21 protein-coding genes and 4 pseudogenes are annotated in these 22,538 nt (G+C 64.6%); 16 read left to right on the forward strand and 9 right to left on the reverse strand.

Annotation, left to right across the window (positions count from 1 at the left end; translation table 11 throughout):
- Positions 1-40: 40 nt before the first annotated feature.
- Both BR85_RS11845 and BR85_RS11850 read right to left on the reverse strand, forming a co-directional pair.
- The gene (locus tag BR85_RS11845) at positions 41-1,849 is read right to left on the reverse strand and encodes a flavin-containing monooxygenase (protein ID WP_028496724.1); all 1,809 of its coding nucleotides are present in this window, start codon (positions 1,847-1,849) and stop codon (positions 41-43) included.
- A gap of 119 nt (positions 1,850-1,968) precedes the next feature.
- On the reverse strand, positions 1,969-2,727 hold the full coding sequence (locus BR85_RS11850; protein WP_028496725.1) for an SDR family NAD(P)-dependent oxidoreductase: 759 nt from the start codon (positions 2,725-2,727) through the stop codon (positions 1,969-1,971).
- Positions 2,728-2,867: 140 nt separating this feature from the next.
- On the opposite strand from BR85_RS11850, the gene BR85_RS11855 reads away from it, so the two are divergent.
- From BR85_RS11855 to BR85_RS11890, 9 genes are all read left to right on the forward strand, one after another.
- Entirely contained in the window at positions 2,868-3,707 is an 840-nt protein-coding gene (locus BR85_RS11855; RefSeq protein ID WP_051526333.1) for an MBL fold metallo-hydrolase, read from the forward strand.
- An 8-nt stretch (positions 3,708-3,715) separates the two neighbouring features.
- Entirely contained in the window at positions 3,716-5,365 is a 1,650-nt protein-coding gene (locus BR85_RS11860) for a flavin-containing monooxygenase (protein ID WP_051526334.1), read from the forward strand.
- Positions 5,362-6,213: a hypothetical protein gene (locus tag BR85_RS11865; protein WP_051526335.1), complete on the forward strand. Its 852-nt coding sequence runs from the start codon at positions 5,362-5,364 to the stop codon at positions 6,211-6,213. Before BR85_RS11860 ends, BR85_RS11865 begins: the two co-directional genes overlap by 4 nt.
- An 8-nt stretch (positions 6,214-6,221) precedes the next feature.
- Positions 6,222-7,271, forward strand: coding sequence for an NADPH:quinone reductase (locus tag BR85_RS11870; protein WP_155947976.1), 1,050 nt, complete (start codon positions 6,222-6,224; stop codon positions 7,269-7,271).
- Between the two features lie 103 nt (positions 7,272-7,374).
- The gene (locus BR85_RS15550; RefSeq protein ID WP_028496727.1) at positions 7,375-7,680 is read left to right on the forward strand and encodes an IS3 family transposase; all 306 of its coding nucleotides are present in this window, start codon (positions 7,375-7,377) and stop codon (positions 7,678-7,680) included.
- Between the two features lie 390 nt (positions 7,681-8,070).
- Positions 8,071-8,346, forward strand: a complete 276-nt coding sequence (locus BR85_RS15885) for a DDE-type integrase/transposase/recombinase (protein ID WP_424960593.1) — start codon at positions 8,071-8,073, stop codon at positions 8,344-8,346.
- Between the two features lie 195 nt (positions 8,347-8,541).
- The gene (locus BR85_RS11880; protein ID WP_051526349.1) at positions 8,542-9,651 is read left to right on the forward strand and encodes an IS110 family RNA-guided transposase; all 1,110 of its coding nucleotides are present in this window, start codon (positions 8,542-8,544) and stop codon (positions 9,649-9,651) included.
- Positions 9,652-9,733: 82 nt separating this feature from the next.
- Positions 9,734-9,964: an integrase core domain-containing protein gene (locus BR85_RS11885; RefSeq protein WP_028496728.1), complete on the forward strand. Its 231-nt coding sequence runs from the start codon at positions 9,734-9,736 to the stop codon at positions 9,962-9,964.
- A gap of 249 nt (positions 9,965-10,213) precedes the next feature.
- A complete protein-coding gene (locus BR85_RS11890) occupies positions 10,214-10,780 on the forward strand; it encodes a flavin reductase family protein (RefSeq protein WP_028496729.1) in 567 nt (188 codons plus the stop codon).
- A gap of 7 nt (positions 10,781-10,787) precedes the next feature.
- Here BR85_RS11890 and BR85_RS11895 read toward each other — a convergent pair whose 3' ends face one another.
- Genes BR85_RS11895 through BR85_RS11905 form a run of 3 tightly spaced genes read right to left on the reverse strand, consistent with a single transcriptional unit; the run spans position 10,788 to position 13,936 of the window.
- On the reverse strand, positions 10,788-11,807 hold the full coding sequence (locus BR85_RS11895; RefSeq protein WP_051526337.1) for an NADP-dependent oxidoreductase: 1,020 nt from the start codon (positions 11,805-11,807) through the stop codon (positions 10,788-10,790).
- On the reverse strand, positions 11,804-12,664 hold the full coding sequence (locus tag BR85_RS11900) for a VOC family protein (RefSeq protein ID WP_028496731.1): 861 nt from the start codon (positions 12,662-12,664) through the stop codon (positions 11,804-11,806). The genes BR85_RS11895 and BR85_RS11900 overlap by 4 nt, the downstream gene beginning before the upstream one ends.
- 60 nt (positions 12,665-12,724) lie before the next feature.
- Positions 12,725-13,936 (reverse strand): acyl-CoA dehydrogenase family protein, encoded by a 1,212-nt coding sequence (locus tag BR85_RS11905; RefSeq protein WP_028496732.1) that lies wholly within the window; start codon positions 13,934-13,936, stop codon positions 12,725-12,727.
- 126 nt (positions 13,937-14,062) lie between these two features.
- Here BR85_RS11905 and BR85_RS11910 point away from each other — a divergent pair, with 126 nt between their 5' ends.
- From BR85_RS11910 to BR85_RS15245, 7 genes and pseudogenes are all read left to right on the forward strand, one after another.
- A complete protein-coding gene (locus BR85_RS11910; protein ID WP_028496733.1) occupies positions 14,063-14,749 on the forward strand; it encodes a GntR family transcriptional regulator in 687 nt (228 codons plus the stop codon).
- Positions 14,746-15,162, forward strand: a complete 417-nt coding sequence (locus BR85_RS14970; RefSeq protein ID WP_051526338.1) for a nuclear transport factor 2 family protein — start codon at positions 14,746-14,748, stop codon at positions 15,160-15,162. The genes BR85_RS11910 and BR85_RS14970 overlap by 4 nt, the downstream gene beginning before the upstream one ends.
- Entirely contained in the window at positions 15,159-16,004 is an 846-nt protein-coding gene (locus BR85_RS11920) for a fumarylacetoacetate hydrolase family protein (RefSeq protein ID WP_028496734.1), read from the forward strand. Before BR85_RS14970 ends, BR85_RS11920 begins: the two co-directional genes overlap by 4 nt.
- 64 nt (positions 16,005-16,068) lie before the next feature.
- Positions 16,069-18,060: an acetoacetate--CoA ligase gene (locus BR85_RS11925; RefSeq protein WP_028496735.1), complete on the forward strand. Its 1,992-nt coding sequence runs from the start codon at positions 16,069-16,071 to the stop codon at positions 18,058-18,060.
- Positions 18,057-18,962 (forward strand): NAD-dependent epimerase/dehydratase family protein, encoded by a 906-nt coding sequence (locus BR85_RS11930; protein ID WP_081782778.1) that lies wholly within the window; start codon positions 18,057-18,059, stop codon positions 18,960-18,962. The genes BR85_RS11925 and BR85_RS11930 overlap by 4 nt, the downstream gene beginning before the upstream one ends.
- 223 nt (positions 18,963-19,185) lie before the next feature.
- Positions 19,186-20,348 (forward strand): annotated as a pseudogene (gene sucC, locus BR85_RS11935) (ADP-forming succinate--CoA ligase subunit beta).
- A gap of 65 nt (positions 20,349-20,413) precedes the next feature.
- Positions 20,414-20,578 (forward strand): annotated as a pseudogene (locus BR85_RS15245) (succinate--CoA ligase subunit alpha); the annotation flags it as partial.
- Here the strand turns inward: BR85_RS15245 and BR85_RS15720 are convergent.
- The 4 genes and pseudogenes from BR85_RS15720 to BR85_RS11950 all read right to left on the reverse strand — a co-directional run.
- Positions 20,578-20,685: pseudogene (locus tag BR85_RS15720) on the reverse strand (succinate--CoA ligase subunit alpha); the annotation flags it as partial. The pseudogenes BR85_RS15245 and BR85_RS15720 overlap by 1 nt on opposite strands.
- A gap of 43 nt (positions 20,686-20,728) precedes the next feature.
- A pseudogene (locus tag BR85_RS15890) lies at positions 20,729-20,881 on the reverse strand (integrase core domain-containing protein); the annotation flags it as partial.
- A gap of 13 nt (positions 20,882-20,894) precedes the next feature.
- The gene (locus BR85_RS11945) at positions 20,895-21,971 is read right to left on the reverse strand and encodes an IS110 family RNA-guided transposase (protein ID WP_028496739.1); all 1,077 of its coding nucleotides are present in this window, start codon (positions 21,969-21,971) and stop codon (positions 20,895-20,897) included.
- A 343-nt stretch (positions 21,972-22,314) separates the two neighbouring features.
- Positions 22,315-22,538: IS30 family transposase (locus BR85_RS11950; protein ID WP_156106815.1), on the reverse strand; the 224-nt coding region annotated here is incomplete at its 5' end.

The following is a 22,538-nucleotide window of genomic DNA, read 5'->3' on the forward strand; positions in this document are numbered from 1 at the left end:
CCAGCCTCGGTGCGATCCGCTGCCGCTCCTCCGCTTCGGTTCACCCGACGAGGACGGTTTGCGGGGTGCGGGAGATGTGTCCGGGCTGCTTGAACTCTGCCGGTACGACACCGTCGATTTCGGCCTTGATTTGCAGAGCGACGAGCGGCGAATACCATCGCGCTTGCGGCACCCCTCCGATCATCATCCAGAGGCCAGGCTGCGCCGTCGGCTTCCAGCCGTTGTTGATCTCGCCCCCCGGGTCGAACCCCCATACGTCGCCGACGCGGTCGGCGATTTCCTTGCCGAAGTAACGCTCGAGGCCGGTGCGCTGATTCTTGTACCCGGTTCCTAGGAGCACCGCATCGAACGGCAGCGTCTGGCCGTCCTTCATCCGCAGCCCGGTCGCGACAAACCGGTCAATGTCCTCGGCCTGCCGAACAGTGATGTCGCCTCGGACGATGGCATCGGATGCTCCCACGTTGATGTAGTAGCCGCCGCCGGTACGGAAGTACCTCATGAACCAGCCGGTCTCGTCCGGCTCGGAGGTGAGTCGCATGCCTGCCGCCTCTAGTCCGGCGTGCAACTCCGCGTCCGCGGCGTTGCCCGCCACAGTGAAGCCTTGGAAGTTGCGGACCATAACCGGGTAGACCAGTCCTGCCAAGTAGCGTGTGTCGACCAGCTCCGTCGGAACGGTGCGACCGTTGTAGTCGCCGTACAGCTGATTCGCGGTCTCCAGGTTGACGACGATGACGGGGTTGCGCTGCAGCATGATGGCGGTGCCGCCGTTGTTGACGACATCGAGTGCCATGTCGTGGGCGCTGGTTCCGGTGCCGACGACGAGTACGTTTTTTCCTGCGTATTCGGCGCCGGAGTAGTACTCCTTGGAGTGGATGACCGGTCCCTGGAAGTCGGCGAGCCCGGGTAGGTCCGGGACATGTGCGGTCTCACTGCCCCCGGTTGCCATCACGATGTGCTTCGGGTGAAGCGTGCGCACCGTGCCATCTATCAGGCGCACCTGCGCATCCCAGCGTCCCGCGTCCTCGTCGTAGGTTCCGCCGAGGAACTCGGTCGATGTCCAGAAGTTGAGGTCGAGGCTGGAAACGTAGGCTTCGAACCAGTCGGCCATTTTGTCCTTCGGGATGTACTCCGGGAAGCTCTCCGGGTAGCGCATGAAGGAGAAGTAGAGCATGCCGTGCGGTTGGTGGAGGATGAGCGACTCGTAGCGCGAGCGCCATGCGTCTCCGATTCTCGGATGCTTATCCACGATGAGGGCGTCGACGCCGACCCGCGCCAGATGCGCGGCCGTCATCACGCCGTGCTGGCCGCCGCCCGCGATGAGCACCTCCGGTTCACGGTCTTCGAAGGACCGAGCGGCCATGATGTGGTCGCTCCAGCGCACACCCGGGTGCGCCACGTCGAACCTCTCGGTCTTGGGCCACTGCGGCGCGACATGCTTCAGCGTATCCAGCCGCGTGAAGAGGGACTGGGCGCGGGCGCGGGTCGGCGCGGTCTGGTCAGACTGCAGCAGCACGAGGCCCGAACCGAAACCGGCTTTGGTCTCGAACCGGAAGAAGACCTCGACGGTCGGGATATCGCCGTAGGGAAGCAGTGAAGGAGCTGGCTTGCCAGGATCGAGGCCGAAGTCGCGGGGGCGGATCTCGTCGAGCACCTCGGCGAAGATCGCCTCGATCGCGTCTCGGTCCGGAGCCTGGCGGAGGTTCCAGGTGAAAGCGACCAGATCGCGCCACGTCGCATCTTTCAAGAAGAGGTCCGACAGCGCCCCTTCGTGGTAGTCCGTTAGAGCCCGCTCGAATGCGTCGATCCAGTCTCGTGCGATCTCGGCTGGGGTGTGGGTGAGTTCGTCCATCTTTCGCACATCCTTGTGTCATCGGCCGCTGCGGTGCGGGCCGCCATCCGACTTCTGACAAAAGCGTAGATGGCCGCAATGCGCTCGTCAACAATGAATACATTATTCGCCCAATAATGTTATTGAGCGGTGTAGCCACCGTCGGCCGGGTAGAGGGCGCCGGTGACGAAGCTCGCATCGTCCCCGAGGAGGAATCCGATCACGCTCGCGATCTCCGCTGGACGTCCCAGCCGACCCATTGGGGTCTTTTCAATGAGTCGAACCTCGTGTGCAGACGTCTTGACGCGGGCGCGCATCATCGGCGTCTCCACATAGCCGGGTGCGACGGCATTGATCCTGATGCCGGAGTCCGCGAACTCCAGTGCGGCTGTTCGCGTGAGTCCGAGCACGCCGTGCTTGGCCGCGGTGTAGGCCGCCGAGCCCTGGACGGATACGGTGGACATGATCGATGCGACGTTGACGATCGCTCCCCCGCCGCTTGCCACGATCGCCGGAATCTGGGCCCGCATCCCATAGAAGACCCCGGACAGGTTGACGTCGAGGGTGGAGTGCCAATCCGCGTCGGAGTGCGCGGTGAGATCAACGCCGCGCGAAGCGATCCCGGCGTTGTTGACGGCGAGATGAAGATGACCGAAGGCGCCGACCGCGCGCTCGACCATTTCTTTCGCCGCAGCGGGATCGGAGCTGTCCCCGACATGGGCGAGGACGGAGCGTCCTTGTGCCGACAGTTCACGGGCGACCCGTTCGACGCCCTGTGGATCGATATCCGAGACGACCACCTGCGCGCCGCGTGTGGCGAGATGGGCGACCGTCGCGGCGCCAATTCCAGACGCACCGCCGGTCACGACCGCGACGCGGCCCTCGAACGACATCGTCATCGTCAACCTCCCCTTTGCCGGACACTGTGTTATCCACACCCGTCAAAATGTATCATCGGTTGCAGAATGTAGTACCGTATGGCTAATTGGCGAGGTTCTGCGGCTTGCCTGCTCGATGACGAGACGATGAGGAGCGCTACATGCAGATCGGCAGCATGAAGATCACCCCCCTGCTCGACGGTGAGATACTCGCCGAACCGAGCGGGTACTACACCAACGTGGACGACGAGGACTGGGAACCGCACAGTCACCTGCTGGACGAGTGCACGGGCAAGCTCGCCGTCACGGTCGGTGGTCACCTCGTTCGCCACGGGAACCGTGTCATCGTCGTGGACACCGGCAACGGCCCGCAGCCGGTCTTTCCGTTCGTCGGTGGTGCGTTCCGGTCGGCTCTGGCGGCGGCGCATGTCAAACCGCACGAGGTCACGGACGTGATCTTCACACATTTGCATCTGGATCACATCGGATGGGCCAGCCTCGACGGCAAGCCCTTTTTCCCGAACGCGACGTACCGCGTCGATCGCCGAGACTGGGACTTCTTCATGGACCCGGACTACGACATGCCCGACTGGGAGGAACAGCTGTCCGTGCCCAGCCGGGACGCGGCAGCAGTGCGCCTGGCCCCCATCGCGGACCGGATCGAGTTCTTCGAAGGCGACGACGAGGTCCTTCCCGGCATCCACTCGATCGAAGCCGCCGGCCATACACCCGGCTCGGCCGTCCTGGAACTGGTGTCCGACCGCGAACGGGGGGTGCTGATCGGAGATCTCGTCCACGCGCAACCCGAGCTCATCGCCGAGAAGGGCTGGGACTTTTTCGCACACGTCGATCCGAAGGTTGGTCTCGACTCGACCCGGAGGATCAGCAAGTGGCTTGCCGACGAGAAGTTGCCGTTCGCGGGAGCGCACTTCACCGGGATGACCTGGTGGAGAATTGACACCGCCGATGGTCGCCGCACGCTCACAGAGCTGCCCGAGTGAGGCCCGAGATGACCGAGCACACACCTAAGGTCTGCGATGTCCTGGTCGTCGGCGCAGGAATCGGCGGGATCTATGCGGTACACCGGTTCCGACGCCAGGGGCTGAGCGTCGTCGGACTGGAGGGGGCGCCCGAGCTCGGCGGAGTCTGGTACCACAACGCCTACCCCGGCGCCCGCGTCGACATCGAAAGCGAATACTACTGCTACCTCAACGACCCTGACCTGTACTCGGAATGGAAGTGGCAAGAGCGGTACGCATCGCAGGGCGAAATCCTCGCCTACCTCAACCACGTTGCCGACCGATGGGACGTCCGGCGGCACTTCCGGTTCAGCACCTGGATGGTCGACGCGACCTGGGATCCTGAGCAGGAGCGCTACCTCGTCCACACCGACGACGGCTCCACCTACCTCGCACGCTATCTGGTCATGACCTCCGGCCAGCTGTCAAAGCCTCGCGATCCCGGGTTCCCGGGACTCGAGGAATTCGAGGGCGAGTGGTACCAGACATCGCATTGGCCGCATCGCGACGTGGAGCTGGCAGGTAAGCGCATCGGCATCATCGGGACCGGATCCTCCGGCGTGCAGGCCATCACCGCCCTCGGCCCGATCGCGCAGGAGCTCTTCGTGTTCCAGCGCACCCCCAACTACTCAGCTCCCGCACACAATCGTCCCGTCGACACGGAACGTTTCAGTCGGCTGGGGCAGGACCTGGAGGCAACCTGGCGAGAAGTGCTCGCGGCTCCAGCCGGCAACCTCTTCCCGCCGACCGCAGGGCCCGCTGACGACTACTCTCCCGAGGAGCAGCAGAAGCTGCTCGAACAGCGATGGGCATTCGGAGGGCAGCCGATGCTCTCCGCCTTCTCCGACCAAGGCATCGACCGTGAGGTCAACGCGATCGTCTCCGAATTCGTCCGCTCCAAGATCCGCCAGAAAATTGACGACCCGGAGGTCGCCGCACTTCTGGAGCCGACCGCCTACCCCATCGGCGTGCGACGACTGTGCGTCGACACCGGATACTACGAGACGTTCAACCGCGACAACGTCACCCTGGTCAGCCTCCTGCGAGAACCGATCGGACGGGTCACCACGACAGGGATCGCCACGAGCGCGCGGCACATCGATCTGGACGTCATCATCCTCGCCATCGGCTTCGAGGCGTTCACCGGCGCTCTGGACGCGGCCGGCATCCGCAACGAGAACGGGGAGCAGCCCAGCGACCGCTGGGACCACGGACCCCGGACCATGCTGGGCCTGATGACGCCCGGATTCCCCAACCTCTTCCTGGTGACCGGGCCCGGCAGCCCCTCCGTGCTGGCCAACATGAATGCCGCCAACGTTCAGCACATCGACTTCGTCGCCGATCTGATCACCGAAGCGCACCGCAGGGGCGCTGACACGATCAGCCCGACAGAGGAAGGCGTCGAACGGTGGACCGCGAGGGCCGCTGAGGTCGCCGAACATCTCATCAGACGCCAGGTCGACAACTATATGGTGCACAAGAACGACGACGGCACCCGCGTATTCATCCCCTATGCCGGCGGCTTCGGGGACTACGTGCGGCATTGCGTCGCCGAAGTCGACGCAGGATACCCAGGGTTCCGGTTCACACCGACACCCGAGCCCGCCGAGGTCGTGGAACGACAGGTGCTGGCGCGATGAGCACAGAGTTCCAGGAATCGGTGATCGAGGCCAACCGGAGGATCCTCACCACAGGCCCCCTTCAACCCGGCATCGGCGGAGCACTCATCACGACGGTAGAGGTCTCACCCGGATTCGAGCACTCCTACAACCGGTGGTATGACGACGACCACTTCTACGCCGGGATGATGTCCATCCCCTGGTGCTTCTCCGGCTCTCGCTGGATCGCCACTGCTCGGCTGCGCGCGCTCCGGCAGCCGACCGCCTCCGCCTTCGTGGAGCCGATCTCGGCAGGAAACTTCCTGAACATGTACCTGGGCACGCGCGGACGAATGGAGGAATTCTCCGACAACATCCTGACCGCCCTGCATCGCCTGCTCGATGAGGGCCGCATGCATCGGGACGGCGGTCGCCGCCAGGTCTTCACCGCACATCAGGACTACGTCGGCGCGGTGTACCGGGACCGGGGCGGGCCGCGCGACTTCCACGCCTTCGACTATCCCTTTCCGGCCTGCATCCTGGAGGTCGTCGACGCACCGAGCCCGGATGCGCGGGACGCCCTCGAGAAGTGGCTCGTCGAGGAGCACCTTCCGGCCCGCATCGTCGGCAGCGCCGCAGCAATGGCGCTGGTGTTCCGCACACGGGAGTACCGCGGATCGTCGTATGTCACCGCCGAGATGCCGACCGATCGTTTCACCCGCCGCGTCGTCGTGCTCTGGATGCTCGAACGGGACCCTGAGGATGTCTGGGACCTCGTCGCGCACGAGAATGAGACGATCGCAGAGTCGGGACTCGGCCGCCTAGAGTTCCTCTCCGGTTACCTCCGAATGATCGCGGGCAGCGACAAACACCTCGACGAGCTCTACTAAAGGTTTACGTGCGCGCAGCGTGGTACTCGCGAAACGGCGGCCCCGAGGTCCTTCAGATCGTCGAACGGGATCTCCGCGCACCCGGCCCCGGCGAGGTCCGTGTGCGCGTCGTGCTCTCAGGCGTGAACCCCAGCGATACGAGGGCGCGAAGGCACACGCCCGTCGGGGTCACCGGGCGGATCCCCCACCAAGACGGCGCGGGATTCGTCGACGCCGTCGGAGCAGGAGTGGCCGGCATTTGTACCGGTGACCGGGTCTGGCTGTGGGAAGCCGCGAAGCGAAACGAGCAGGGCACCGCGCAGGAGTTCGTGATCGTGCCCGCTGAGCATGCTGTTCCGCTTCCAACGCATGTATCAATGGAAACCGGCGCTGCCCTGGGTGTGCCCGTCCTCACCGCGCACGCCCTGCTCACCCGGGGATCCGGATCTCCTACATTGCGCCCGGGCTCGCTCGCCTCCTCCGTGGTGGTCGTCCGGGGGGCATCGGGGGCGGTCGGCCACGCCGCCTTGCAGTTGGCGGCTTGGGCCGGCGCCCGCTGCATCGCGATCACAGGATCGCAGACGCTCGATTCAGCGCTTCACGCCGGCGCCGCTCAAGCAGTCGACAGAACCGATCCCGACTTGGTCGAGCGCGTGAGAGCGGTCGGATCCGCGGACATCGTCCTCACACCGGACCCATCGAGCACGATAGGCGAAGACATACAGCTGCTGACGCCTGGCGGGAGCCTCGTCGTGTACGCCTCAGCCGGATCCGACGCCGTCTCCGTCCCGATCTTCGAGGCCATGCGTGCGAACGTTGCCGTGCACTTCGCCTACGTCTACACGGTCACACGCGCCGCGAAGGCCCAGGCCGTCGAAGACTTGTCTCTCGCGCTGCAGGCGGGTGCGTTGAGTGTCGGAGCAGACCACGGGCTGCCCGTACGCCCCTTCCCGCTGGAAGCGATCGCCGCCGCTCACCGCGCGGTCGACGACGATCAAAGAGGAAAGGTCGTCATTCAGATCTCCGATCTGGACGGGCGCACGAGTGGCCTCATCGCAGCGCACACCGCCGCAACCTAGACACCGCGCCAGATTTCGAGGTGTTGGAGAGTATGGCCGTGAGGAACGAATCGGTGACAACTGATCGTTAGTGCCGGGAGGCGCTGGCGGGGAGGATGTCATCATGCCCGGTCCCTATCCCAGAGAGTTCCGCGAGGACGTTGTCGCGGTCGCTCGGCGTCGTGAGAGCGGCGTCACCATCAAGCAGATCGCCACTGACTTCGGTATCAGCGAAGCGACGCTGCAGAACTGGCTCCGCCAGGCCGATGTCGAGGACGGCAACCGTCCCGGTCAGACTGCCGCCGATGCTGCCGAGGCTCGGGAGTTGAAGAAACGGATCCGGCTGCTCGAGCAGGAGAACGAAGTGCTTCGTCGTGCGGCGGCGTATCTGTCGCAGGCGAACCTGCGGCTCGGTGGCTCCCCAAAATGACGTACCCGCTCGTATCTGAGCTCGCCGACGCGGGGATCCCCGTGACGGTGTCGTGCCGGGTTCTCAAGCTCGCCCGCCAGCCCTACTATCGGTGGCGAAACGACCCGGTCCGCAGCGCTGACGTGCTCCGCGCGTATCGGCTCAACGCGCTCCACGACGCTCACGTGGAGGACCCGACGTTCGGCTACCGATACCTGGCGGACGAGGCACGCCGGGCTGGGTGGCGGATGAGCCGAAGGACGGCGTGGAAGCTGTGTTCCCAGGCCGGGATCCTCTCATCCGCGCAACGCCGCCGACGCGGGAAAGGCAAGAAGGCCGGGCCGCCCGTGTTCGACGATCACGTGCAGCGGCAGTTCCGCGCCGACGCCCCAAACCGGGTCTGGCTCACCGATATCGGAACATCGGACGAGCGAAGGCAAGCTCTACTGCTGCGCGATCAAGGATGTCCACTCCAACCGGATCGTGGGCTACTCGATCTCGGATCGGATGACGGCGAAGCTCGCCGTCGACGCGCTCCGCAACGCCGTGATCCGCCGCGGCGACGTCGCCGGCTGCATCCTGCACGCCGACAGTGAGACTGCTTGTGCTGGTGTTCTCAGGGGTCCTGACCCTCACAGCGATGGACGCGCAAGGATGCTGGTGCCGGGTGTTCTCAGGGGTTCCTGACCCTCACGCCGATCGACAACTGCTGTCTTTCCACGGATCTGTCGGTCCCCTGAGAACACCCGGTGAGGCGTCACGCCTCGCCGCCGGAGTGACCTAAGGAGAGCCTGCGCCAACAGGTGCTCATCACTGTCTTGTCCGCCGGTCTGGTGGAGCGCGGTGCCGTTCCCCGCCCATGCGAACAGATCGGAGCACGACATGACCATCATCCCCGACGCCGGCAAGCAGCCTCAATCGCGAACGTTGGTGTTCGCCGGCGTCGACACTCACAAGGAGATCCACGTCGCCGCGGTCGTCGACGAGACCGGGACGGTTCTCGGGACGCATAGCTTCTCCACGACTCGCGCGGGCTACCGGGCTCTTCTGGCATGGGTGCGCAGTCACGGCGTGTTGGTGCGGATTGGGATCGAGGGCACCGGCTCTTACGGCGCAGGCCTCACTCGGTATCTCGCCAAGAACGACGTGACGGTCCTCGAGGTCGACCGGCCGGATCGATCAGACCGCCGCCGAAAAGGCAAGGATGATGATCTGGACGCGATCAACGCTGCCCGCGCCGCGCTTCACGAACGGCGCACCACGATCCCGAAGTCCCAAGACGGTGCGGTCGAGGCCCTGAGAATCCTGCGTGTCGCGCGCGCTCAGGCTGTCCGTGAACGACGCAACACGCTGCAACTGCTGCGGATGTCGATCGTCGCCGCACCCGACGAAGTCCGCGACCAGATCCGTAACCTCACCCGCATGCAACTGATCCGTCACCTCGCCGCATGGCGTCCCGACGTCTCGAATGCGACCGATCCCGTTGTCGCCTACCGGGTTGCGTTGAAGTCGTTCGGCCGCCGATACCTCGAGCTCACTGACGAGATCGTCGATCTGGACGACCTGATCACTCCCATCGTCCAAGCCCTCGCCCCCCAGCTCCTCGAACGCGTCGGGATCGGCATCGAGGTCGCCGGGCAGCTGCTGGTCACCGCCGGCGACAACCCCGAGCGCATGAAGTCCGAAGCCGCGTTCGCGATGCTCTGCGGCGTCTCCCCTCTGCCCGCCTCATCCGGGATGACGCAACGACACCGACTCAACCGGGGCGGCGACCGGCAAGCCAACCGCGCACTCCACCTCGCCGTGATCAGTCGCCTCAGGCTCGACCCGAGGACAAAGGCCTACGCAACGAAGAAGACCGCCGAGGGGCATTCCAAGATGGAGATCATCCGCTGCCTCAAGCGCTACCTCGCCCGCGAGGCCTACTTCCTCCTAAACCCCGGCATCGAACACATCACCCCGAACACGAAACCGAGGAAAATCGCCGCTTGACTCTTAGGAGAGCATCAGGGGAGCGCAATACACCAGCTGGCTCTTCGGTCACCGGCGCCGCCAAGCAGGGCTCCTCGGCTCGATGGGCAGGGTCGCGTCGAGCGTGGACAACGCGCTCATCGAGAGCTTCTGGTCCACGATGCAACGCGAGCTCCTCGACCGTGCCAGCTGGGACTCCAGGACCCAGCTGGCGTCGGCCATGTTCGAGTGGATCGAGGGGTTCTACAACCCCCGCCGCCGGCACACCAGCCTCGGCGACCTCAGCCCCGCCGACTACGAAACACTTCACACCGCGACCGAGATCGCGGCATGATCAACACACAAGAACCGTCCGGGAAAACGGGGCAGGCTCCACCCCAATACATCCCGGTACCGCGTTCTCCCCCGTGTCACGAACAAGCGACCACACCAGGATCCCGCGAACGCGAGCGGTTCGTTCCGATCACGACCGACCCGATGTTCCACGGGGCGGAACAGGTCGTTGAGCTGGATTTGCTGGTCTGGTGTGCTGGCCTCATCGACGCCGGCCGGCGCCGTCGCCCCGGAAACTCCAGGAACAGTCATGACGAACACGAACGAGGGGACAGGAGATCTCGCGCCCGCCCTCGCCACCGCGGACGAGTTCGGCGAGAGCATCACGCCCGACGAATTGAAGTCGCTGTTCCGCGGCCACCCAGCCGGAGTTGCCGTTATCACCGCTGACGCCGGGGACGGCCCGGTGGGTATGACGGCATCGTCCGTCTTCTCCGTGAGCGTTGCGCCGCCGCTGATCGTCTTCTCGGCTTCCGCCTTGTCCTCCAGCACGCCGACGCTGCTAGAAGCGGACACCATTGTCGTTCACATGATCGGCACGCAAGAACGTGACATCGCGGTTCTGTGTGCGACGAGCGGTATCGACCGATTCGCCGACACGAGTCTCTGGGACCGTCTCCCGACCGGCGAACCCTATTTTCGAGGCGCGTCGAGACGATTCCGTGGGCGGGTCGTCAACCGGCTCGCAGCCGGCGCCTCGACGTTGTTCGTGGTGAAGGCCATCGAGTCATGGCACGATGGTGCGGTCGATTCGCAGCCGCTCGTCTACCACGACCGGACGTGGCACGCGTTGGGCGAATCGTCTCGCATAAGTTGACGACGGGCTATCCGCCCGCGACTTCGACGACTCGCTTGCCCAAATTGTCTCCGACGAACAATCCTCGGAATGCATCGGGGAAGGCTGCCACACCTCCGGGCACGACCTCTTCGTGCGCTACCAGGTCGCCGTTGCGGATGAGCAGCTCGATCTCGCGGCGCGCAAAGTCGAATTCGGCTTCATGGTCGAACACCAAGAAGCCCTCCATGCGCGCCCGCTTGATCAGAAGCTGACGGTGGTTTCGAAGGCCCGCCCAATCGGACATGCCCCACTGCGAGACAGTCCCGCTCAATACCACCACGCCGTTGATGGCCAGCGATTCGAGGACGGTGTCGAGGAGGGATCCTCCGACGTTGTCGAAGTACACGTCGACGCCGTCGGGGGCCATGACCCGCAGCGACTCACCCACGTCCGCGTTCTTGTAGTCGATCGTCGCGTGAAACCCGAGGGTCTCGGTGAGCCAGGCGCACTTCGCGGCGCCCCCAGCGATGCCGATCACTCGGCAGCCCCGGATTCGTGCGATCTGGCCAGCGAGACTCCCCACCGATCCCGCGGCACCCGACACCAGCACCGTGGAGCCGGGCTCCGGGCGGGCTACGCCCACGAGGCCGAGGTAGGCGCTGATACCTGAGATCCCCAACGCACCGAGCAGGCGCGGAAGGGGGACGTCAGGATAGCCCGTCTCGGACACGTCATCCGCGTCAAGCACGGCATACTCCTGCACACCGAGCAGACCTGTCACGATTGCACCCGGTTTGACCTTCTCGACGGTCGATCGGATTACGCGACCCACGCCGAATGCCTTCATGACGCTGCCCAGGGGGACAGCGTCGACGTAAGACCCGCCCTCCGAAATCCATCCTCGCAGCCCGGGATCCACCGACAGGTAAGCGACTTCGACAACGACTTCGCCGGGCTGCGCGAGGGGGACGGGTTCGTCCGTCACATCCCAGCATTCAGGACCCGGCAGCCCGGCAGGGCGCCTGACGAGGCGCACCTGCCGGTTGATGAGTGCCGGTTCGGTCACTGACCCTGTCGGCCCAGGACGGGGAGGCCCGCTTCCATCAGCGGCCAGGGCACGTGCCCATCCCACTGGTTGACCCAGTAGAGGTCGTCTTCAGCCCACCTAACGGCTTGTCGATCACGGTCGAAGATCTGCTCGAGATCGGTGTACAGCTCCACGATCCCTCCGCTGGGATCGGAATAGTATCCCGCGATGTTGCTCCCCGCTCCGTGTCGGACGGGACCCCACGCGAGTCGCGAGCCGCTGCGCGCAAGGCGGTCACCGAGTCGTCCGATGTCGATGATGCTCTGAGTCTGGAACGCGTAGTGGTGCAGCCCGGCAGCGGGGGCCTTCATGACGGCTACGCCATGATGGTCGCTATTGCAGCGAAGGAAGAACGCTGTGTCATCGCCGATCTGTTCAGACAGTCGGAAGTCGAAGACGTTGATCAGGAAGTCGCGCATGCCGATGGAGTCGACTGCCTTGATGTTGATGTGACCGAAGCGGTCGGGCCCGACACTCCCGGACTTGAAGTCATGGCGCGCGATCGGCAGGTACACGTGCCAGGTGTATCCCTCCGGACCGACGAAGGCGAACCCCCGCTCGATGAAGTCCTCGATCGGCTCTTCGGAGACAATGCTCCAGCCACCTCGGGCTACTTTCTCCCTGATCGCCGCGAGCTCGTCCGCGTTGCCGGCGACGAGACCGAAGTGATCGACTCCGTCAGAGTCGCTCTCGGTGTAAACGAGTTCATGATGCACATCCTGTGCGGCAAGGAAGGCCTTCTTCGAACCGTCATCGTTGAGACGCAGGCCAAGGATGTTCGTCGCGTGCGTTATGGAGGCAGAGAGGTCGCGGGTGCGTAGTGCGACGTAGCCCATCTCCGTGATGGTGCCTGTTGCGGGCATAGTGGGTGGTCTCCTTCGAGAGGTGCGTAAGAGTCAGAGGATGGGGGTGATCTGGGCGTCGACCCCTAGGAGAGCCTTTCCATAGCTCTCATAGGAGATGTCCGGCAGCACGAACGCGTGCCGCGCAGCAACATTCGAGTCACGCCAGAGTCGCTGCAGCAGACTCGACTCCGCGAAGCCGCCAGAGCCGTGCGCCGTGAGCAGCTCGTCCAGGGCTGACGTGATGCTCTCGACGGCCCAGGAAGTCTGAGCCCGGATCTGCGCACGCTCCTCGATCGAGGCTACGTGGCCCTGTCGTGCCCACTCATCAATCGTGTCGGCGGCGTCGTAAGCGTGCAGATGCGCTGTCTTGATGAGTGTGGCCGCCTTGGCCACGCGCACCTGGAACGCGACGGACTCCTTCTGAAGTCCGAATGTGGTGTAGGCGATCCCCTTCTTCTGCGCCTGCGCAATGACGTAGGCGAGCGCAGCGCGGCCGATTCCCAGCTGCGGGCCGGCAAGGACGACCGCCGCCGTGGAGGAGAACGCTGCGCGGTAGAGCCATTCGTCGCGATGCTCGGTCGGGTAGTCGTAGGTCGCGACGGCACGAGGGATGTCGAAGACGCGGTGCGAGGGTACGAAGACGTCGTCCCAGACGATGCAGTTGCTCCCGGAGCCGCGCATGCCTGCCACATACCAGGTGTCGTCGATGGACAGATCAGCGATCGGCGCGAACACCATGGCCTGGCCCGCAGGGTTGCCCTGGTCATCGAGGAGGATGGCGCCGTTGCCGGCCCAGTCGGCATGCAAGGATCCGGATGCGTAGAAGCCCTTACCGGTGACGCGCCACCCGCCGTCCACCGGTTTGGCAGTCACGCTGGGAGCGAGGACGCCGACGGTCCGGGCATCCGGATTCTGTCCGAAGATCTCCTCCTGAAGCTGCTCGCCCTGCAAGCCGACGAGCCACGCGCCGATGTTCGTCAGCGTGGTCACCCAGGCGAGACCGCCATCAACTTCTCCGACCTTCGACGAGACCTCGAGCTGATTGCGGATGCTCGTCTGATATCCCCCCCAGCGCGCAGGCACTCCGATCCGGAATACGCCCGCATCCTTGAGTGCGTCGACCGACTCTTGAGACGATCGCCGCTCACGATCTCCGATCGTGGCGTTGCTCGCCAGCAGAGGCAGGATCTCGTCGATTCGTGCGACAACATCCTCTCCGCTGACTACCGCCGCTTCCTGGACCACTTCAGTGGTGTTGGTCATTTGGTGCTCCTTCGCACATCTTGGGCTCCAACTATTGTCGCGAATATTGGAATTATCGCAAATCTGCGAGATATGTCAACGATGTCGTATCGTGTAGAAGCGGCCCGACGACGAGAGTGAGACGCGATGCCAACGAAGCAAGCACACACGGCGGCGGGAACGTCCGTACACGATGCGATCCGGGCGGACATCTTGCGAGGAGTTCACGCCCCGGGCGCGCCGCTGCGTCTGGCAGCTCTCGCCCGTCAGTTCGACGTCAGCATGTGGGTCATCCGTGAGGCGCTGGTCCGGTTGAGCGAACAGCACTTGGCAGTCCGCTCTACGAATCAGGGATTCCGCGTGGTGTCCATCTCCAAAGAGGATCTCCTCGACCTGACCGAGGTACGCGTCATGATCGAGGGGCGTGCCCTCGTGGATTCGATCCAGCGAGGGAACATCGACTGGGAGGCATCCGTCGTCTCAGCTCACCACGTGCTAGAGCACGCGGAAGAGACACGCGAAGGGCAACCGGGGTCGACTGTCGAGTGGAGTCTCGCGCACGAGCGCTTTCATGACACCCTGATCGCCGCATGCGGTAGTCCTCGCCTCGCGACCATAGCGCGCAATCTGCGTGCCAGCGCAGAGGTCTACTTGCAACTCTCCGCTGACGCGACCAGCACCACGCACGAACGTGATCCGCGATCGGAGCATCACCAGCTCATGGAGCTGGCGATCACCAGACGCTCGGACGATGCGCGCTCGGCCATCGAGAACCACATCCGATTGACCACAGAACTCGTGTTGCGTGCTCCGATCCCCGCGGCCGGGCGATGAACGCCGATGAAGCCCTGCGGCTCGCCGCTTCGCTAGAAGAACGTCGGATCGACGCGCTCGTGCAAGGCGACTGGGCTGAGATCGAGCGGCTCTACTCCGACGATCTCACCTACGTTCACTCGATCGGCCTCCGAGAGACGAAAGAGCAACACCTCACGTTGCTCCGTTCCGGTGCCCTGGTGTACCACCGCATCTCGATTCAGCTCGACTCAGCTGTCGCGTCTGCCGCCACTGTGTGGGCGACGGGCAGCACGACCTCAGAACTGACCGGCGGCGGTACGACCCGGCAGCTCACGTCGTTCGTGTCGGTCCTCTGGCAGAACGACGACGCTCGTTGGCGACTGCGCGCCTTTCAAGCGACCGCGGCCGTCACGGCCAACCCCATCACCATCGAAGAAAGTGAAATCGCATGAAACTCGCCACCCTGAACGCGAGAGCCGTCATCGTCGACGGGACCTCGGCCATCGACATCGAACGCGCGAGCGAGGGACGATTCCCCTCGACGTTGCGCGGAGTTCTCGACGTCTGGGACGAGTTCACGGCGTGGGCTGCCACGGCCGAACTCGGTACACCCGATCGGTTCGAGGAGACCGAACTCGATGCGCCGATCTCCGACCCGCGCCAGATCTTCGCGATCGGCCTGAACTATCGGGATCATGCCACTGAGGCGGGACTGCCCTTCCCGGATCACCTGGTCGTGTTCACGAAATTCCAGTCCTCGATCGGTGCCCCCTTTGCTGAGGTGGACCTGCCGTCGGAAGATGTCGACTATGAGGTCGAGCTCGTGATCGTCGTGGGACGTGTCGCCCACAAGGTCAGCGAAGCGGACGCCTGGGACCACGTGGCGGGATTCAGCGTGGGGCAGGACCTGAGCGAGCGCGTCGTTCAGAGAAGAGGTCCAGCCGCACAATTCTCGCTCGGCAAGTCGTACCCGAACTTCACCCTGTTCGGACCGGTCGTAGCGACGGTCGACGAGTTCGAGGACCCTGACGCGCTCGGCATCTCTGCAGTGTTGGAGGGTCCGGAAGCCGGGCAGCGCCTAGTCGTCCAGGATGGCACCACCGCTGACCTCATCTTTCCGGTGAGCCGCATCATCGCAGACCTCAGCCAGATCGTGACACTCCTCCCCGGTGACCTCATCTTCACGGGTACCCCGGCGGGCGTCGGGCTGTCTCGAGGCATCGTCCTCCAGCCGGGGCAGACCCTCACCAGCACGCTCGAGGGCGTCGGGAGCATCCGCAACGTATTCCTCTGAACCCCGACCGTCAAAGGAGACGACCTTGGCCGAGTTGTCCACTGTCACGCCTGATCAGTATGTATTGCCGCCCGTCACGTGGGCCCCGACTCCCGAGCAAAGAGAATCCAGCAGGATGCACGACTTCCTGTCGTGGTTGGACGTGCATCGCGGTCTCCGGTTCAGCCATTATCGGGACCTGTGGGTCTGGTCGACCACCGAGGTATCGGAGTTCTGGGATGCGGTGCGGGAATATTTCGAGATCCTCGGCGAGGGATTCTCCGGGCCAGCTCTAGCGGTCGACCAGATGCCCGGCGCGGTGTGGTATCCACAGGCGAGCCTCAACTACGCCGAGAATGTGCTTCGTCCGGCCTCCGATCCGCTCCGCCGGGACGACATCGCCGTCACGCAGGTGACAGAGGACGACCGCAGCAAGACGATGACCTGGGCGGAATTGGCGGACGAGGTCGGCGCCGTCGCGGGGGGCCTGCGGGAGCTGGGCGTGAAGCCGGGTGATCGCATAGTGGCGTTCATGCCCAACATACCTGAGGCCATCGTCGCGCTTCTCGCCGCTGCCAGCATCGGCGCGGTCTGGAGCATCTGCTCCCCGGAACTATCCGTCGATGCCACCCTGAGCAGGTTCCAGCAGCTGGAGCCCGTGGTCTTGTTCGCCACACCGGGGTATCGATTCAACGGTCGCGATTTCGATCGGTCTGCGCAGCTCGATCGGATCGAAGCAGGGCTCCCGACTCTCATCCGGACGATCGTCGTCGACGAATCCGCCCCTCGTGCCTCGTCGACCACGGGGTCCCGGTTGGCCTATGACGAGTTCGCGCGCGGCGGTCAGCACTGCGAGCCTTTGCGTCTCCCGTTCGCGCACCCGTTGTGGGTGCTGTTCTCTTCCGGTACGACGGGAGCGCCGAAGGGCATCGTCCATGGGCACGGCGGCATGACGCTGGAGGCCGTGAAGATCATGGGCCTGCACCAAGATCTGGGGGCTGGTGACGTCTATCACGTCGCCGCGAATACCTCATGGATGGTGTGGAACAGCCTCGTCAACGCGCTCGCTACCGGAGCATCCGTTCTCTGCTACTCGGGGTCACCGACCTACCCGCGCAAGGACCGCCAGTTCGAGCTGTGCGCAGCCTACGGAGTGACCATGCTCGCGACCGGAGCAGCGTATCTGTCTCTGCTCGAGAAGGAAGGGGCTGTTCCTGCGAATGAATGGGATTTGTCAGCTCTGAGGAACATCATGTCGACGGCATCGCCGCTACCGGACTCGACGTGGCTCTGGGTTCACGAGGCCGTGGCCCGGGGAGTTCATCTCGGCTCCGATTCCGGAGGTACTGACATCTGCTCCGGTTTCATGGGATCGAACCCGTTGGAGCCTGTGCGACTCGGAGAGTTGCAGGGTCCGCAGCTGGGGGTGAAGGTGCAGGCCTGGAGCGACGACGGGGATCGCCTCATCGGCGAAGTCGGCGAGATGGTCGTTCTCCGGCCCATGCCGTCGATGCCCTTGTACTTCTGGAACGATGAAGAGGGCGAGCGGTACGAGGAGGCCTACTTCACGACCTTCCCCGGGGTGTGGACTCACGGCGACTGGATCACAGAGACTCCGAGCGGTGGCTTCCAAGTGCACGGTCGCTCCGACGCAACACTCAATCGTGGGGGGATCCGCCTCGGCAGTGCCGAGCTGTACAGCGCGCTGCAACACGTACCCGAGATTCTCGACGGACTGGCGGTCGGGGTGGATCGCCCGAACGGCGAGTATTACTTCCCGCTGTTCGTCGTCCTCGCTCCGGGGGTGAGCCTCACGGAGGACCTCAAGGATCGGGTTCGCGCGACCATCCGGGAATACGCCTCTATCCGGCACGTTCCGGATGAGATCATCGAGGCTCCCGCGATTCCCGTCACGCATGCGGGAAAGAAGGTCGAAATTCAGGTGAAGAAGCTTTTTGCGGGAGTCGATCGGAAGAAGGCCGTCAATCCTGAGGCTCTCGCCAATCCCGAGACGATCGATTGGTTCGTCGATCGGGCGAACCAGTTCAGAGTGAAGAAAGTGGGGGACGTGGAATGAGAGTGTTCCTGATAGGCGGAACCGGATACATCGGCCGCGCCGTCACGGCGGTACTCGCCGAGCACGGGCACACCCCCGTGGTGCTCGCGCGGTCGGCACAGTCACGATCAAAGGTGGTCGAACCGAGGGCGGAGATCGTCGATGGCTCGATAGCCGATCTCGACGTGCTGCTGCGAGAGGTCGCCAAAGCGGATGCCGTCATATATTTGGCGGTTGCAGGGATGCAAGGTGCGACCTCGGACGACGACGCCGCGATCGACGCCATTCTCGGCGCGTACGAAGGCACGGGAAAGTCCTTCATCCTGACCAGCGGACTCGCCGTATACCTCGGGGTCGATACACCCATCGTGACCTCGACCACCGACACGTCGAAGACGTCACCCTCGCAAAGCTGGCGCGTGAGCTTGGAACATCGCGTCCTCTCGGCGGCACGCCAGGGTATCCGTACCCTCGTTGTGCGCCCGCCCATCGTCTACGGCCGGGGCGGGGCCAGCGCTGTTCTGCTCGGCTACCTCGATTACGTCGCCGCGGGTAACCCCGCGTTCTTCGTCGGCGACGGTGACAATCGCATTCCGACCGTGCACGTCGATGACCTCGCGCGCGCCTACGATCTCGCATTGGCCGCCGCCCCCGCCGGGTCGAGCTACAACGTGGCGAGCGGCTCGATCTTGGGGTACGACCTAGCGAAGCTCGCCGCAGTCCGGGCGGGATCGACAGCAGAGCCGAAGGGTGTCTCGTTCTCGGAGGGCCAGAGCGCCATCGGCCCTGCAGTCGGCGCCCTGGCCATGAATCTGAACATCTCAGAATGGCAGCTGGCCACCGTGCTGGGTTGGTATGGCGGGGAGCCGACGCTCGCCCTCACACTCGCGCAGGGTGGCCTCCCGGGCACGGTGTCGGTCTAGTTACACCACCCCGGGACGTGAGGTGAGGGCGGCGCTCGAGAGTTCGTCCCCGTCGTTCCGCGTGTCGCATTCGTTTCGGGCCCCCCGAATGACACTGCCTGTTCCGGCACGCGGCACGCGCGATGACGCCACCGCGTTGGCGTCGCCAGGCTTGAGGCGAGCGGATGTCGGCCCGACACATCCGCTACATTCTCCGGCCGTTACGTTCGGCGAAGGATTGCCCGTGGATCTGTACGAGTACCAGGCACGTGATCTGTTCGAGAAGTATGGGGTTCCGGTGCTCGCCGGCATCGTCGCCGATACGCCTGATGAGGTGAGGGCGGCCGCTGAGAGGCTCGGCGGCGTCGTGGTCGTGAAGGCTCAGGTCAAGACCGGAGGTCGCGGCAAGGCCGGCGGCGTCAAGGTCGCGAAGAACCCGGATGAGGCGTACGAGGCCGCGGAGTCGATCCTCGGCCTCGACATCAAGGGACATGTCGTCAAGCGGGTGATGGTGGCCGCGGGTGCCCGTATCGCGAAGGAGTACTACTTCTCCGTGCTGCTGGATCGCGCGAACCGTTCGTATCTGAGTCTCGCGAGTGTCGAGGGTGGGATGGAGATCGAGGAGCTCACGGTCGAGCGTCCGGAGGCTCTCGCCCGGGTCGAGGTCGACCCGATTGAGGGCATTACCCCCGAGAGGGCGCTGGAGATCGCCCAGGCCGCGCGTTTTGACGACGAGCTCGCCCCGAAGGTCGCCGATGTCTTCGTCAAGCTGTTCCAGGTTTATCAGGGTGAGGATGCCACGCTCGTCGAGGTGAACCCGCTCATCCTCTCCGAGGACGGCGACATCATCGCCCTTGACGGCAAGGTCTCGCTGGACGAGAACGCCGGCTTTCGTCATCCCGAGCATGAGGCGCTCGAGGATGCTGACGCTGCCGACCCGCTTGAGGCCAAGGCCAAGGAGCATGACCTCACTACGTCAAGCTCGACGGTCAGGTCGGCATCATCGGCAACGGTGCGGGTTTGGTCATGTCGACCCTTGATGTCGTCGCGTACGCCGGTGAGAAGCACGGCGGCGTCAAGCCCGCCAACTTCCTCGACATCGGCGGTGGCGCGTCGGCGACCGTCATGGCGGCCGGGCTGGATGTCATCCTCGGCGACGAGCAGGTCAAGAGCGTGTTCGTGAACGTGTTCGGCGGCATCACCTCGTGCGTCGCGGTGGCCGAGGGCATCGTCGCGGCTCTGGGGATCCTCGGCGACACGGCATCCAAGCCGCTCGTCGTGCGTCTGGACGGCAACCAAGTCGAAGAAGGCCGCGCCATCCTCGCCTCGGCGAACCACCCGCTGGTCACGCTCGCCGCCGGTATGGACGAGGGCGCCGACAAGGCCGCCGAGCTGGCGAACGCCTGACCCCTTCGACAAGCTCAGCGACCGAACGCTTCGACAAGCTCAGCGACCGATAAAAGGATTTAGGAATGTCGATCTACCTCAACAAGGACTCGAAGGTCATCGTGCAGGGCATCACCGGCGGTGAGGGCACCAAGCACACCGCCCTTATGCTGAAGGCCGGCACCCGGGTCGTCGGCGGTGTCAACGCCCGCAAGGCCGGCACGACCGTCGCGCACACCGACAAGGACGGCAACCCCGGGCAGTTCGGGCCGATGATGCGGGTCGTGCCCTTCGCCTTCGCATACGCCCACGACTCGGCGGTGTCCCCCACGGGCACGCCCTCGGTGATCACGACCAGTGGCCTGGCTGGCGGTTAGGCGTGCCATGGTTTCGGCTGGTGTGGCGTAGCCGAGGGCTTGGTGGCGTCGGCGTTCGTTGAAGTAGCGGACGTAGTCGGCGACCTCGTGGGTGGCTGCGTTGCGGGTGGCGAAGCGTTGCCAGCGGAGGCGTTCGTTCTTCAGCTTCGAGAAGAAGGATTCCGCGACGGCGTTGATGCTCCTATATCTGTCAAGCGGCGATCTGAAGGGGTGGGCGGGCTTCGCGGATGGGCCGCATCGCGGCCCAGAGCTCGCGGGCGAGGAGCCTCTTCAGGCAGCGGATGATCTCGGATTTCGTCTTGCCTTCGGTGATCCGTCGGGCGACGTAGGCCTTGGTCGGCTCGTGGTGCTGCATGCGGACGATGACGACACGGTAGAGGGCGGCGTTTGCTTGCCGGTGGCCGCCGCGATTGAGTCGGTGCCGTGTCGTCATCCCTGACGATGCCGGGATGGGGGCGACACCGCAGAGCCTCGCGAACGCGGCTTCTGATCGGATGCGTTCGGGGTTGTCGCCGGCGACGATGAGCATCTCCGAGGCGGTGTCGGGGCCGACGGCGAAGGCCTTCGCGAGGTCAGGTGCGACCTGCGAGGTCAACTCTGCCAGCAGCTTCTCGTGCTCGGAGATCTCGGCGTCGAGCACCTCCCAGCGTCGAGCGATCGACCGCAGCGTGTGTTTCGTCGACGCGATGATGCTCGTCACTTTTCCGGGGCGGAGGGCCGCGCACCGGTGGATGAGCGCCATCTTCGTGAGGGGTTGCAGCTCCTGGCGCAGGTCGTCCGGCGCGTTCACGAGGACCTGCTTGAGGCTGATCATCGCTGAGGTTCGCGCCTTGACGGCGACGTCTTTCGCGACCTTGATCTGGCGAATCATCTCCACCGTCCCGTCGGCTGACTTCGGCACCGCGGTGGCCAGCCCTGCGAGAACTGCTCTGGCGGCGTTCTCCGCGTCGATCGTGTCTGACTTGCCTCGCAGCCGCCGGTCACGACGGTCGGTGCGCATCACCTCGAGGGTTCCGATCCCGCGGCGACGGACTGCGCCAGCGAGGCCCGCACCGTAAGAGCCGGTGCCTTCGATCCCGAACGTGAGCTTCCCGCCGAAGGACTCACCCCAGTCGATCAGCTGGGCGTAGCCACCGGAATCAGCGGCGAACGACCGGCGCTCCAGGACCGCGCCGAGTTCGTCAACGGCGACCGCGACGTGGACGTGTTTGTGCGTGTCGACACCGACGACGACTCGACGGTGAGACGGGACGTGCTGCATGCTCATAGTGCTCGCTCCAACCAGACAGGGTGAGTGACGCTGGCCGGTCGGGTGGACGGGACTGTGATGGGACTGTTGCGATCAGGCTCCTATGAGGTCACGCCCGCCCGGCCAGCACCACGAGGGTGATGCGCCTCCCGGCGGACGACAGATCAACAGCAAGGACACCCAAACTTCGAGGTCAGTCGTCAGCAAGAGTCAGGCCGCCAGGAGGCACTCGACACTCTCACAGTCAACGCTGGACGCGACTCTGCCCATCGATCCGAGCAGGCCTGCCTGGCGGAGCCTGTGTCCGAAGAGCCAGCTGGTGTATTGACCGGATTCAACCGGTCGTTGCAACACCGGGTTGTTACAGCAACAGTAACTGCTCGTTGAAGGCTTCAGCGGGGGTCTTCCAGCCGAGTGCCTTGCGGGGCCTCGTGTTGAGTGCGTGAGCGACGGCGTCGATCTCCGCGGCGGACCAGCGGGACAGGTCGGTGCCCTTGGGGAAGTACTGCCGGAGGAGGCCGTTCGTGTTTTCGTTCGTTCCGCGCTGCCAGGGCGACTGCGGGTCGGCGAAGAACACAGGGATGC

It is taken from the genome of Microbacterium sp. UNCCL10 (assembly GCF_000746195.1).
Taxonomy (GTDB): Bacteria; Actinomycetota; Actinomycetes; order Actinomycetales; family Microbacteriaceae; genus Microbacterium; species Microbacterium saccharophilum.